This is a genomic window from Pseudogemmobacter bohemicus, from assembly GCF_003290025.1.
Classification (GTDB): Bacteria; Pseudomonadota; Alphaproteobacteria; order Rhodobacterales; family Rhodobacteraceae; genus Pseudogemmobacter; species Pseudogemmobacter bohemicus.
Genome location: NZ_QNHG01000002.1, coordinates 914283 through 927878, shown reverse-complemented (window position 1 = coordinate 927878; position 13596 = coordinate 914283). Strand labels below are relative to the sequence as shown.

11 protein-coding genes are annotated in these 13596 nt (G+C 65.7%); 6 read left to right on the top strand and 5 right to left on the bottom strand.

The features are described 5' to 3' along the window. Nucleotides 1-20 precede the first annotated feature (20 nt). Nucleotides 21-1886 carry a sigma-54-dependent Fis family transcriptional regulator gene (locus DRF71_RS12360; protein ID WP_112310815.1) on the bottom strand — a complete coding sequence of 622 codons (1866 nt, stop codon included), beginning with the start codon at nucleotides 1884-1886 and terminating at the stop codon, nucleotides 21-23. Nucleotides 1887-2226: 340 nt separating this feature from the next. Between DRF71_RS12360 and DRF71_RS12355 the strand changes: the two genes are divergently transcribed. From DRF71_RS12355 to DRF71_RS12330, 6 genes are all read left to right on the top strand, one after another. Then, the gene (locus DRF71_RS12355) at nucleotides 2227-3279 is read left to right on the top strand and encodes an NAD(P)-dependent alcohol dehydrogenase (protein ID WP_112310814.1); all 1053 of its coding nucleotides are present in this window, start codon (nucleotides 2227-2229) and stop codon (nucleotides 3277-3279) included. 41 nt (nucleotides 3280-3320) lie between these two features. After that, nucleotides 3321-4853 (top strand): ABC transporter substrate-binding protein, encoded by a 1533-nt coding sequence (locus tag DRF71_RS12350; protein WP_112310813.1) that lies wholly within the window; start codon nucleotides 3321-3323, stop codon nucleotides 4851-4853. A 123-nt stretch (nucleotides 4854-4976) separates the two neighbouring features. Next, the gene (locus tag DRF71_RS12345) at nucleotides 4977-5846 is read left to right on the top strand and encodes a carbohydrate ABC transporter permease (protein WP_112310812.1); all 870 of its coding nucleotides are present in this window, start codon (nucleotides 4977-4979) and stop codon (nucleotides 5844-5846) included. Beyond that, nucleotides 5843-6685, top strand: a complete 843-nt coding sequence (locus DRF71_RS12340) for a carbohydrate ABC transporter permease (protein ID WP_112310811.1) — start codon at nucleotides 5843-5845, stop codon at nucleotides 6683-6685. The genes DRF71_RS12345 and DRF71_RS12340 overlap by 4 nt, the downstream gene beginning before the upstream one ends. Next, nucleotides 6685-7737, top strand: a complete 1053-nt coding sequence (locus DRF71_RS12335) for an ABC transporter ATP-binding protein (protein ID WP_112310810.1) — start codon at nucleotides 6685-6687, stop codon at nucleotides 7735-7737. Before DRF71_RS12340 ends, DRF71_RS12335 begins: the two co-directional genes overlap by 1 nt. Further along, nucleotides 7730-8785: an ABC transporter ATP-binding protein gene (locus tag DRF71_RS12330; RefSeq protein ID WP_112310809.1), complete on the top strand. Its 1056-nt coding sequence runs from the start codon at nucleotides 7730-7732 to the stop codon at nucleotides 8783-8785. The genes DRF71_RS12335 and DRF71_RS12330 overlap by 8 nt, the downstream gene beginning before the upstream one ends. Nucleotides 8786-8788: 3 nt before the next feature. Here the strand turns inward: DRF71_RS12330 and DRF71_RS12325 are convergent, their stop codons facing one another. From DRF71_RS12325 to DRF71_RS12310, 4 genes are read right to left on the bottom strand one after another with little or no spacing between them, the layout of a single operon-like run. Further along, a complete protein-coding gene (locus DRF71_RS12325) occupies nucleotides 8789-10021 on the bottom strand; it encodes an acyl-CoA dehydrogenase family protein (protein WP_112310808.1) in 1233 nt (410 codons plus the stop codon). Next, nucleotides 10021-11001, bottom strand: coding sequence for an ABC transporter permease (locus tag DRF71_RS12320; RefSeq protein ID WP_112310807.1), 981 nt, complete (start codon nucleotides 10999-11001; stop codon nucleotides 10021-10023). The genes DRF71_RS12325 and DRF71_RS12320 overlap by 1 nt, the downstream gene beginning before the upstream one ends. A gap of 3 nt (nucleotides 11002-11004) precedes the next feature. Beyond that, entirely contained in the window at nucleotides 11005-12027 is a 1023-nt protein-coding gene (locus DRF71_RS12315; RefSeq protein ID WP_112310806.1) for an ABC transporter permease, read from the bottom strand. Continuing rightward, nucleotides 12027-13589, bottom strand: a complete 1563-nt coding sequence (locus DRF71_RS12310; RefSeq protein WP_112310805.1) for a sugar ABC transporter ATP-binding protein — start codon at nucleotides 13587-13589, stop codon at nucleotides 12027-12029. Before DRF71_RS12310 ends, DRF71_RS12315 begins: the two co-directional genes overlap by 1 nt. Between the last annotated feature and the right edge of the window lie 7 nt (nucleotides 13590-13596).

The window sequence follows — 13596 nt, the reverse complement described above, 5'->3', positions numbered from 1 at the left end:
CTGGGAATTCCGATCCGCAGTCAGAGGTTGCGCGGCCGAAGTGATGCCTGGGGCTGATCACCCAGATGTTTGTAGATCGTGGTGCGCGACATGCCAAGCGCCCGCGCCGCCAGCGAGACATTGCCCTCATGGCGCTGCACTGCAGCGCGGATCGCTTCGCACTGGCTTTCCTTCCAGGGAACGCCCGCGCATTGGTTGCAGCATTCGGCCTCCTCCGGCGCCCCATCCGGCGGCAAGAGCGGGTCAAGGTCGCGCAGCTCCAGCACCTCATCGGCGCAGGTCAGCATGGCCTGGATGATGGTGGCGCGCAGCTCATGCAGATTGCCGGGCCAGTCATGTGCCCCCAGCCGCGCCAGCGCCGGATCGGAAATTCGCGCCTCGTGCCGCACCGTGCGCGCGAAGCGCGAGGCCAGCGCCGCCAGATCGCTGCGTTTGCGCAGGGGCGGCAGCTCCAGCCGGAACCCTTCCAGCCGGTAGCGAAGGGCCGGCAGCAGCCCCGCCAGCCCATCCGCTTCGCTGGTCACGCTGACCAGCCGCAGATCGCAGCGGATCAGCGCGCCGGTCCGGGGCTGGCGGTATTCGCCGCTATCCATCACGGCGGCCAGCGCCGCCTGCACCATCTGCGGCAGCGCCGTCACCTCATCAAGCAGCAATGTGCCGCCATTCGCCTGCTGCAACAGCCCCGGCTGCCCCTCCGCGCCCAGCAGCTGCGGCAGATCGGCGTCGCCCGGCATCCGGCCATCCAGCACGACAAGCGGCCCCTGCCGCCCCATCGCCGCATGGGCCAGCCGCGCGATCAGCGCCTTGCCGGTGCCGGTCTCGCCGCTGATCGCAATCACCACGCCACGCCGCGCCGCATCGGGCAGCGCCTGAAGCCGCTGCCACAGCGCCGCATCCTCGACCACCACATCGCGAAAGAGGTTCCGGGCTGGCGCCTCCTCGACTGCCACCGGACGGAGCCGCCGCGCCAGCGCGAAACTCGCCCGGTTCGCCACCGCGCGCAAAGACACGGCCGATCCGATCCGGTCGCGGATGCGCAGCGTCTCTCCCTCGGCCAGACGGCGCTGGATCGCGGCGAAAGGCTGTTCAAAAATGCGGTCGAAGCTCTCCCCCATCAGGCGCGGGAAACCGGTCAGGAACATCTCGCCCTTGCGGTTGATCGCCGTGACGGTGAGGTCTTCGCCCAGGACCAGCATCCCCATCGACAGCGTGCCGAGATATTCCGGACGCGGGTGGAATTGCAGCACGATGCTGCGATCATGGCGGGCGCGGATCAGACTGTTCTCGATGCTCGACGCCGACATCTGCACCAGGGCCGCCGTATGTTGCTGCCTGACCGCCGACATCGAGGACGCATCCAGCACCCCGGCCAGCCGCCCCGCCCCGTCAAAAATCGGCGCGGAGATGCAGGAGACATCGCCATGGGCGCGCAAAAAATGCTCGCCGCCATAGACCTGGGCGGGGCGCCCCGTCGCGATACAGACCCCCATCGCATTGGTGCCGCGCAGTTCCTCGCTCCAGACCGAGCCGGGGATCACCTGGGCGCCGGCCTCGGTCTCGGCGAATTGCGGGTCATGCATGGTGTCCAGCACCACCCCCTCGGGCGAGCCGAGCGCGATCATAAAATTCGACCCCGCAATCTGGTCGAACAAGAGTTCCAGTTCCGGCCGCGCGAAGCGGATCAGATCGGCATGCATCTGACAGGTCGCGGTGAATTCGGTGGAGGACTGGATCAGCCGCCGGCTCCGCTCCAGCGGATCAAGGCCATGCGACAGGCTGCGCAGCCAGCTTTCCGTGATATCCCCGGGCAGCGCACCGCCGGGAAAACGCCCTTGCGTTTCAAGCTGATGGCGGGCACGGGTCAGCGCCGAAGTCTGCATATCCATGGCCGAGGCCCCTCCCCCGGGCTTTGTCCATCACGACCGCCCGGCCTGTCTCCCCACAGGCGCGTCAGCTTTGGGAAAGCCTAAGGGTCCGGGGTTCTCTGTCAATCAAAGCCTGTGATTCGCCTGATATTGTCCAGTTTCTGAACACTCCCTCCGGCCCGGCACCCATCCCGGAACCCTGCACCCCCGCTGTTCAGACCCTGAACAGGCTCCACCGCCGTTTCGTTCATTTCGCGAACGGCTGCCGGCGCAGCATCGCCTTTATTTGCCCCCGCCCTCCCCGGTGGGGAAAGTGCCTCTCACCGCCGGGGAGGGCGGTATCCGAGGAGGCACCCCGACCATGAAAGCACAGGTTCTTCATACCTATGATCCCGCTCTGACCGCCCCCCAATGGGTGCGCGGCGAAGAGGTGGCCGATCCGAAGATCGTGAAATCGAATGACGTGATCATCCGCATCGGCGGCGCGGGTGTCTGTCGCACCGATCTCCATATTATCGAGGGCATCTGGCGTCCCCATACCGACCCCTCGGGCACCGCCCTCCTGCCTCTGATCATGGGGCATGAGAATGCCGGCTGGATCGAAGAAGTCGGGCCGGAGGTCGAGGGGTTCAAAAAGGGCGATCCGGTGATCGTCCATCCGAAAGTGACTGGGGGCACCTGTATCGCCTGCCGGCGTGGCCATGACATGCATGGGGAGGGGAAGTTCCCCGGCCTCGACAGCAATGGCGGTTACGCCGAACTGCTGCATACCTCGGCCCGGAACCTGATCGCGCTGCCGAAGACGCTGGCTCCGAAAGACGTTGCACCCTATGCCGATGCAGGGCTGACCGCCTACCGGGCCGCAAAAAAGGCGGCGCAGCAGCTTTTGCCGGATCAGGCGGCGGTGGTGATCGGAGCGGGGGGGCTTGGCCATATCGGCATCCAGGTCTTGCGGGCGATGTGCGCAGCCCGGATCATCGTGGTCGACACCTCGGACGCCTCGCTGTCTTTGGCCGCCGAACATGGCGCCGACCATCTGATCAAGGCCGATGGCGGCGAGGTCGATGCGGTGCTCGCGCTGACCGGCGGCAAGGGGGCGGAAGCCGTCATCGACTTCGTGGGCGAAAAGGGCACCACGAAGAAGGGTCTCGATATGACCCGCGCCATGGGGAGTTACTACGTCGTCGGCTATGGCGAGGATATCCGCGTCCCCACCGTTGATATGGTGATCACCGAGAAGAACATCATCGGCAATCTGGTCGGCACCTGGGCCGAACTGACCGAGCTGATGGCGCTCGCCGATCGCGGCCTCGTGGAACTCGCGACGAAACATTACCGGCTCGATCAGGCGAATGAGGCGCTGCAGGACCTGCATGCCGGCCGGATCCGCGGCCGCGCCGTGCTGGTGCCGTAAAGGGCGCCCGACCAAACGCAACAGGACTCTGGGAGGAAGTCATGACCGCAGGAACCACGTTGAAACGGGGCTTTCTGGCCACGACCGCACTGGCACTGACCGCCGGCGGGGCTCTGGCCGAGGATTACTCAAAATACGGTATCAAAGAAGATGTGCCGGGGATTTGCAGCTATGCGTCCATTGATGCCAAGGATTATTCCGGCCGCACGCTGAACGTCATCACCCATGCGATCCCGGTGATCGGAGAGCCGACCGCGCTGCACGCCCAACAGTTTCAGGAGCTGACCGGCGCGACGGTGAATGTCGTCCATGTCCCCTTCGGCGATCTGTTCCAGCGCGTGATGATCCCGTTCCAGACCCGGCAGGCCGCCTATGACGTGCTGTTCTACGCCTCGCTCTGGATCGGCGATTTCAACCCCTATCTTGCCGAAGTGCCCGCGGAGTACCAGCAGGTTTCCGGCATGGAATCCGTGACCGCCACCTATCGCGGCATCGCCTCCTGGGGGGATCGCATGCTGCAATATACGATGGATGGCGACCGGCATTACCTGAAATACCGCGCGGATGTGTTCAACAGCCCCGAGGCCCAGGCGCTGTTCAAAGAGAAAACCGGCCGCGATCTGACCGTCCCCGCCACCTGGGAAGAGTATAACGAGGTCGCCGCCGCCTTCACCAATACCGACTGGGATGGCGATGGCGCGCCGAATTTCGGCACCGCCGAGGTCACCAAACGCGACGACCTGATGTTCTCGGCCTTTATCAGCCGTGTCGCGCCTTACGCGAAACATCCCGATGTGAAGGGTGGCTTCTTCTTTGACCTTGAGACCATGACCCCGCTGGTCAACTCGCCCGGCTGGGTGCGCGGGCTGGAGCTGTTTGTCGAGGCCCAGGCCTCGATGCCGCCCGGCGGCACCTCCTTTGGGCTGGGCGACGAGATCTTTTCCTTCGGCGGCGGCCAGACGCTGATGTCTTACAGCTGGGATGACGCCTTCATCCAGGCGATGCAGGAAGACAGCCCGATCCGCAACAAGGTCGCCGCTGCCATGCTGCCCGGCGCGCGCGAGGTCTGGAACCGCGAGACCGGCCAATGGGACACGTTCGACGAGCCGAACCGCGTCGCCTATGTCACCTGGGGTTGGACCTCGGCAGTGGCGAAGGACAGCCAGAACCAGGATATGGCTTTCGATTTCCTGTGCTTCTTTGCCAATGAGGGGAACACGGAATCCGATCTCCAGATCGGGCGTTTCGGCATCAACCCCTATCGCGACAGCCATTTCGATCCGGCTTTCTATGAGGCGGAACTTGGCTGGGACAAGGCGGTGGCCGAGACCTATACCACCACCCTGAAAGGCATCGACACCGCGCCGAACCAGGTCTTTGACCTGCGGGTGCCCGGAGTGGGGGAATTCATGTCCTCGCTCGCCGCCGGGGTCGCCCGGGCGCAATCGGGCGAACAGACGGCCCAGGCAGCGCTTGACGGTGTTGCCGCGGAATGGACCGCTATCGTGGAACGTATCGGTGCCGACCGGGTCCGCGAGGCCTATGCCAATGTGGTAGCCCTGGAAGACCGCTGATCGCGGCTGACCGCAACCGGAGGGCCGTGCCCGGCCCTCCGCTTTTGCATATCCGGCCAGCCATCCAGTGCTCCGCATCCCGTCGGAACCAGACAGCCAGCCGTCCCTGCCACGAGGAGCGCCATGTACCGCCAGAAATACATCTTCCTGCTGCCCGGCCTGCTGGTGCTGATCGCGGTGATCCTGTTCCCGCTCCTCTTCACCATCCGCGTCAGCTTTTCCTCCTGGGATGTCTACAATCCGGGGCTGAACAATGCCGGCGGCGCGATGTATGCCCGCATGTGGGAAGATGCCCGCTATTGGGAGGCTTTGTGGCGCCTCTCGCTGCTGTCCGTTTCGACCGTGCTGATCCAATATGTGCTGGGTTTCGCGCTGGCGCTGCTCGTGTGGCGCGAGATCGCCGCGCGGCGCTTCTTCCGGGTGCTGTTCCTCGTGCCGATGATGACGACGCCGGTGGTGATGTCGGTGATATGGCGGACGATCTTCCATGAAAGCCTCGGGCCGCTGAACCCGATCCTGAACGCCATCGGCATCGGCGCGCAGCCCTGGCTGTCGCAACCGGGCTTTGCCTTCGCCGCCGTGATGATTGTCGAGATCTGGCAATGGACGCCCTTCATGTTCCTTCTCTTGCTTGCGGGCCTTCTGTCGCTGCCATCCGAGCCCTATCTCGCCGCGAAAGTCGATGGTGCCGGGCCGATCCGCACCTTCCTTTCTGTGACCTTCCCGATGATGGGCGCCATATCCGTGGGTGCCATCCTGATCCGCGCGATCGAGGCGTCAAAGATCATGGAAACGGTCTATGTCCTGACCTCGGGCGGCCCGGGAACCTCAACCGAAACAGTAAGTTACTACATCTATATCCGGGGGATGCGTGATTTCCAGATCGGCTATTCGGCGGCCCTGTCGCTGACCTATCTGATCATCATGGCGGTGGCTCTGACCCTGATCGCGAAAGCCCTGATGCGGCTGATGGTGCGGGGGGCGAATGCATGAAAACGCTGTATCTCGCGCTGAAATACCTTGCCGTAACGCTCTGGTCAGCCTTCGTGATCTTCCCGTTTCTCTGGATGCTCTCGACAAGTTTCAAAACCTCGAACGCCGTCACCGGTGGCGCGACCTGGCTCCCCTGGGCGCAGTTTGAACCCTCGCTCGCCGGCTGGAAGTCGCTGTTCGGCGGCGCGGGCGGCATCAATATCGTGAAGCCTTACATCAACTCGGTCATCGTCACCGGCTCGGCCTCGGTGATCGCGCTGGTGCTGGGAACGCTGGCCGCATACGGGTTGTCGCGCTTTACCTTCCGCGCCGGGCCGCTGCGCAACGGGGACATCACCTTCTTCTTCATCTCGCAGCGGATCATGCCGCCCATCGTGCTGGCGATCCCGTTCTTCCTGATGCTGCGCTGGCTGGGGCTGCTCGACAGCCTTGCGGGGCTGATCCTCGTCTATGTTGCAGCCCTGATGCCGATCGCGGTCTGGGTGATGGTGGATTTTTTCAACACCATCCCGCGCGCCCTGGATGAGATGGCCTGGATGGATGGCTGCACGCCGGTGACCACCTTTTTCCGGGTGATCCTGCCCAATGTGCTTCCGGGCCTGGTGGTCGCGGGGATGTTCTGCCTGATCTTCGGCTGGAACGACTTCTTCTTTGCCTTCACGCTGACTTTTACCGAGACACAGCTGCTGCCGGTCTCCATCGTCGCGCTGAACTCTTCCGTCACGCCCTGGTGGTCGCTTTCCGCCGCCGCCATCGTCTCGGTCGCGCCACTCGCGGTCCTGGCCTTCGTGGTCGAGCGTTTCCTCGCGAAGGGCGGCCTGGCCGGGGCGGTGCGCTGATGCTGAGCCTCTCAGACCTCACCCTCACAGAATCCGGCGTGCCGCATCTGGCCGGGATCAGCCTTGCATTCAGACCCGGGCTGACCACACTGCTGGGCCGCACCGGCGCCGGCAAGACCACGCTTTTGCGCGCGATTGCCGGGCTGGCGCAGCCCACCGGGCAGATCCGTTTCAACGGCGAGGACTGGTCGCGCCTGGCCCCCTGGCAGCGCCCGGTCGCGATGGTGACGCAGCAATTCATCAACTACCCGCATCTGAATGTGCTGGATAACCTCGCCTTCCCGCTGATGCGGCGGGGCGAGGCAAAGGCGGCAGCGCGCGAGACCGCGCGCGATATGCTGGGCCGGGTGGGCCTGTCGCAAATGGCCTCCCGCCGCCCGTCCGAACTGTCCGGCGGCCAGCAGCAGCGCGTCGCCATCGCCCGCGCTTTGGTCAAGGGCGCCCCGATCCTCTTGCTGGATGAGCCCTTCGTGAACCTCGACTACAACCTGCGCGAGGGGATGCGCGAGGAACTCTCCGCCCTGCTGCAAGCCAGCGGCACCACGGTGATCTATGCCTCGACCGACCCGCGTGAGGCGCTGCGGATGGGCGATCAGGTCGTGCTGATGGCCGAGGGCCGGGCGCTGCAATCGGGCGCACCGCGCGCGGTCTTCGCCGCGCCGGAAACGCTGGATGCGGCGCGGGTGGTCAATGACCCGCCGGTCAATCTGCTGGGGGCTGCGGTCAGCGACACGACCCTTGTGCTGGACCATCTCGGCCCTGCACCCCGCGATCTGCTGCCCCCCCTGCCGCCTGGCCGCTACACCCTGGCGCTCAGGGCGGAAGACATCCGCCAGGGCGGCAGCCTGATGACCCGCGTTGCCCTGACCGAGGTTTCCGGCTCGGAAACCGTCACCCATCTCGATGCGGGCGGGCAGCCGCTGGTGATGCTGGAGCGCCAGGTGGCTGAGCATGCCCTTGGCAGCAGCCTCGTGGTGACACCCGATTTCAAGGCGGCCCTGATCTATGGGCCGGATGGCAGGCTGATTGCGAAAGGGGGCCGGAATGGCTGAGATCCGGCTGGAGACCCTTGCCCATCGCTACAGCCCGGGCGGCACCTATGCGCTGAAGCCGCTGGATATGATCTGGCGCTCGGGGGGGACCTATGCGCTGCTCGGCCCCTCGGGTTGCGGCAAATCAACGATGCTGAACATCATCTCGGGTCTCATTCGCCCGTCTGAGGGGCGGGTGCTGTTTGACGGCCAGGATGTGACCGCTTTCGACACCGGGCGGCGCAGGATCGCCCAGGTGTTTCAGGTGCCGGTGATCTATCGCTCGATGACGGTGGGGCAGAATCTTGGCTTCCCGCTGGTTTGCCAGGGGGTGCCCGCCGCGCATCGCCGTAAAAGGGTCGAGGCGATTGCCGAACGTCTCGGTCTGACCGGCGCGTTGAACCGCCCCGCCAATGCGCTGACGGCGGATCAGAAACAGCTGGTCTCGCTGGGGCGCGGCCTTGTGCGCGACGATGTGGCGGCGATCCTGCTGGATGAGCCGCTGACCGTGATCGACCCGCAGCAGAAATTCGAGCTGCGCCGCATCCTCAAGGAAATAAACGCGGAATTCGGGGTGACCATGGTGCTGGTGACACATGACCAGACCGAGGCGATGACCTTCGCCGAAGAGGTGATCGTGATGAATACCGGCGAGGTGGTGCAGGCCGGCAGCCCCCGAGACCTGTTCGAGCGCCCGCTGACACGGCATGTCGGCAGTTTCATCGGCGCACCGGCGATGAATTTCCTGCCCGCCACCGCGCAGGGGGGCGCGGCAGTGGTGCCGGGCACCGGGCTTTCCATGCCGCTGCCGGAAGGGGCCGGAAGCGCGCTGAGCCTTGGCTTCCGGCCCGAACATGCGCGCCTCGCCACAGCGGATGCCATACTGTCGGGCACCGTCACCCGCCTGTGGTTCGAAGGGCTGGATGAGATCATTGCGATCCGCCATCCGGCGGGCGAAATCCGGCTGCGCGCACCCGCCGGCACCGGGCTCGTGCCCGGCGATACCGCCGGCATCGCGCTGGATCCGGGGCGGCTGCGGCTATACCTTGATGACCGGCTGATGGCCTGAGGATCAGGCCTTCGCCGCCACCTCGCCCACCTGCCACAGCCCTACGGGCGGCGTGCCATTGATCGCGTGGTCGCCGATCACCCGCTCTTTGAAGATCGCAGGATTGTGCTGCGCGATGGTGCGGCTGTTCCGCCAGTGCCGGTCAAGGGCAGCATCGCGGTCGGTGGCCGAGGCGCCAAGCGCATCGAAGAACTGCGTCGCCGCTGCCGGCACCAGCTGGCTTGCCAGCGCCTGGGCGCGGCCCGCATCAAGCTCGGCCCGGATGATCAGCACCTCAGCCGGCGCCCCGGTGCTGAGCGCCTCATAAACCGCATCAAGGCTGCGGGCCGAGGCCAGCACCGCCGCCTCTACCGCGAAAGCGGTGACCGAAAGCCGCCCGATCACCTGCTGGATCTGCGGATCTTCGGCCGGCAGTGCGGCGCTGGCATGGCTGAAACCGCGCCGCCGCGCACGCACCGCCCCGGCGCCGTCGCGCAGGGTGGCGCGGGCGATGCCGGCCTGGGTGATATTCAGGATCAGCTGGTAAAAGGCGGTCTGATAGGTGAATCGCGCGCGGAACGGCACCACCTGATCCGCCGTCAGCCGCACCGCCTCAAACCGCGTGGTGCCGCTGCCGGTCAGGCTTTGACCAAAGCCCTTCCAGTCATCCACCCGCGTCACGCCCGCCGCCTTTGCCGGCACCAGCGCGATCACATCGGCGCCGGTCTCACCGTCGCGGGCGAAAACGTCGATCCAGTCGGCAAAAAGCGTGCCGGTCGAGTAGAATTTCTGCCCCGACAGCAGCCAGCCCCCTGCCCCATCCGGGCGCAGACGGGTCTGCACCTCGCCCTGCGCATTGCCCAGCTCGGTCCAGGCGCTGCCGAAGGTCTCCCCCGCAGCAAAGCGCCGGAGCCAGGGCGCGGCTTCGTCTGCGGGGCGGTTCAGCGCATCCTCGACCATCGAGACATGCGCGCGCAGCGCCTGGGGGATATTGGAATCCGCCTCGGCCAAGTCGATCAGCAGCCGCGCCTGAACGGTGATCGAAGCGCCATCGCCACCATGGGCCTGCGGCACCCGGATGCGGGTGAAACCAGCCTCTTTCAGCCATGCAATCGGCTCATGCGGCAGGGTGCGGTTAGTCTCGCGCGTGACGGCCCCTTCGGCGATGCGGTCGAAAACCGGCTGAAAGCGGGCAGAGAGCGCAGCGTAATGCGCCGCTTCATCCTGTCCATCCGCGATATATGAATAAGTGTTCATCAATGTCGTCCCTCTCGCCGCAACCCATAGCTCAGCGCCAGCACAGCAAAGACGAGGACGCCAATCCCGACCTGTTGCCAGTAGAAATTCCACCCGATCAGCAAGAGCCCGTTCCGGACCACACCCAGCAGCAAAACGCCGATCAGCGTTCCATGCACCGAGGGCCGCCCGTCGCGCCTCAGCGTCGTGCCGATGAACGCGGCGCCAATGGCATCCAGCAGATAGCCATTCCCCGACATCGGGATGTAAGAGCGCACCGTCGCGGTCAGAAGGATGCCGGCAATGCCGCTGAGAAGCGCTGCGATCAGCCAGACGCGGGCCAGAACAAAGGTGGTGCTGATGCCGGAATAATGCGCAGCCTCGGGGGCGGCGCCGATGGCCGAAATCTCGCGCCCCAGCCGCCCGCGATGCAGGATCACAAAGGCCAGCGCCGCCACCAGCGCCAGCACGATCACCGGGGTCGGAATGCCCAGCAGATCGGACCGCCCGATCGCCCCCAGCACATCGGCGTAAGAGCGGTTGCCCAGATAGATCGGGCTGCCGCCGCCGGTCAGCAGCCTTTGCGCCGACTGGCCGATGAACAACAGCGCAAGCGTGGCAAGGAACGGGTTCAGCCGCAGCCTGGCGATCAACAGCACATTGACCGCCCCCACCACCAGGGCCGCCGCCAGCCCCAGACTGATCGCCAGCGGCGCGGCGATTGCGGCGGTCAGCGCGAAGGCGAAGCCAAAGCCCGCCGCATCCAGCGCCACGCCGGTCGAAAGGTCGATGCCGCCGGATTTCACCACAAAGGTCATGCCGATGGCGACCACGCCCAGGATGGCGACATTGTTGACAAGGATGTTCTTCAGATTGCCGGCGGTCAGGAAGGCCGGGGCGGAAAGCGCAAAGAACAGGAACAGCCCGGCAAAGGCGATCAGCAGGGCCGATGCCGCCAGTCTCTCGCCGATCAGCCCGGCGCGGGGCAATGCGATGCTCATGTCTCAGCCCCCTTTGCGGCGGTTCAGCGCGGTGGCGGCGACCACGGCAAGGATCAGCGCGCCCTGGACGCCCGAGACCCAGTTGCTCGACAGGCCCTTCAGCTGGAAGCCGTTGGACAGGAAGCCGATGAACAGCACCGCAATCAATGTGCCGGCAACAGTCGGCACTCCGCGCCGGGAAAACACCGTTCCCAGCAAGGCCGCGGCAAGGATCGAGAGCAGCATCTCGCCGGTGCCGGTCGAGGAGGCCGACAACCGCGAAACGCTGAGAATGGCGGCGAAGGCGGCGGTGAAGCCGGCCACCGCATAGCTGCCCAGGATCAACCGTCCCACGGAGACGCCGGCGGCGCGCGCGGCTTCGGGGTGACCGCCGGTCGCATAGAGGCGCAGGCCCGGCGGGCTGGCATGGAGGATAACAGCGGCGAGAGTGCTGACCAGGATCAGCACCCAGGTCAGGCTGGACAGGCCAAGGAAACTGCCGGCGGAAAGCACATTCAGGATCGGTGATGTCGCTGGGATTACCGTGTTTTCGGTCAGAACCAGCTCCAGGCCGCCGACGATATTGCTCATGGCCAGGGTCGCCAGCAGCGGCAGGATGCCAAGCCGCACCACCGCCAGCCCGTTCACCACGCCGACCAGCATGCCCGCGCCCAATGTGGCGGCCAGGGCGGCAGGTTCACCCCAGCCGGCGCGCAGCGCGACCGCGAAGATCGCGGCGGAAAGCCCCATATTGGCCGCCAGCGACAGGTCGATGCCGCCGGTCTGCACATCCGATCCGCCGGTCAGGATCACCAGCGCCATTGCCAGCGCAAGGATCCCCGGGATCGCCGATTGCTCGATCACATTGAGGATGTTCCAGCTGGTAAAGAACCCTCGTGTCGTGACCGCAAAGCCGATGAAGACCAGCGCCACCGTGGCCAGCGCGACCAGCCTTGTCACATCGCCGCCGGAAAGCGTGGCGGTCCAGGCCCTGACCCGGCCCGGTCCAGGCCCCGGCAGAGTAATTTCGGTTTGCGCCAGCGTCATCACGCGGCTCCTTTCATATTGGGTCCGGGCAGATGAGGGGTGGCACCGCTTGCGGCGGCCAGCATCAGTTCCGGGCGCAGGGTCTCGCCCTCGAACCGCCCGGCAATGCGACCGCGATGGATGATCAGCGCCCGGTCACAAAGACCCGCAAGTTCCAGCAGGTCGGATGACAGCACGATCACCGCCGCACCCTCGGATGCCAGCCGGTTCAGCACGGTGTAGATCTCGACCTTGGCGCCGACATCGACGGCGACGGTCGGCTCATCCAGCAGATAGACACGGGCGCCCGAGGACAGCCATTTCGACAACACCACCTTTTGCTGATTGCCGCCCGACAGCGCCGCGACTTTCTGATCCGGCCCGGTGGTGCGGATCGAAAGATCGGCGATACCACGCCCGGCAAGGCTGCGTTCAGAGGAACGGCTGACAAGGCCCAGACGGCTGAGCAGCCCGAGATTGCCGAGCGTGATATTCTCGCGGATCGAATGCGAGACCGAGACCCCCTGGCGGCGCCGGTCCTCGGGGACCAGCACGACGCCCCGGCTGACGGCCGCGCGCACCGATCCCGGCGCATAGGGGCGCCCCTCCAGCGTGACCCGTCCATGATCGGCGGGGGCAAGCCCGAACAGCGTCGCAAGGATTTCTTTCGCCCCCGATCCAAGCAGGCCGGAAATGCCCAGGACCTCGCCTGCGCGCAGTTCGAAACCCACATCCGAAAAGGCACCGTCGCGGCCAAGGCCCTCGACCTTCAGCACAACGGCGCCGGGCGCGTGGCTGCGGCGGGGGTAAAGCTCGCCCACCTCGCGATTGACCATTTCGGTGACGATTTCGGGGATCGAGGTGCTGGCGACCGGATGCGAGGCCACATGGCGGCCGTCGTGGAAGACGGTGACATGGTCACAGATCTCTTCGATCTCATCCATGTAATGCGAGATGAAAAGGATGCTCAGCCCGCGAGACCGCAGGTTGCGCAACACGCTGAACAGACTTTCGACCTCGCGCCGCACCAGGGCGGCGGTCGGCTCGTCCAGCACCAGAACCCGCGCATCCGAGGCCAGCGCGCGGCTGATCTGCACGATCTTCTGTTCCGCCGCCGAGAGGTCGCGGATCAGCCGGTTGCCGGGGATATCAAGCCCGAAATGCCGGCGGATCAGCGCTTCCGCCTGGCGCGTGGCGCGGCGCCCATTGTAGAAGGGGCCGAATTTCGGCTCCTGCCCCAAAGCGATGGCCTCGGCGACGGTGGCGGTCGGCACCAGCAGCCGGTCCTGGTGGATGAAATGGATGCCGCGCCGCTCCATCTCCTCGGGGCTGGGATGGCTGACGGCTTCGCCGAACACCTGCACCAGACCCGAGCCAGGATCGGCCTGTTCGATCCCGGCAAGAATGCGGATGATGGTCGACTTGCCGGCGCCGTTCTGGCCGACAAGCCCGTGGATCTGCCCCGGATGCAGCACCAGATCCGCGCCGCGCAAAGCCTGCGAGGCGCCATAGGTTTTCACAATGCCGCGAAGCTCGACAGCGGGTTGGGAGGCGGGCAGGCGGGGATCCGGTGCTTTGGTCATGGCGCGC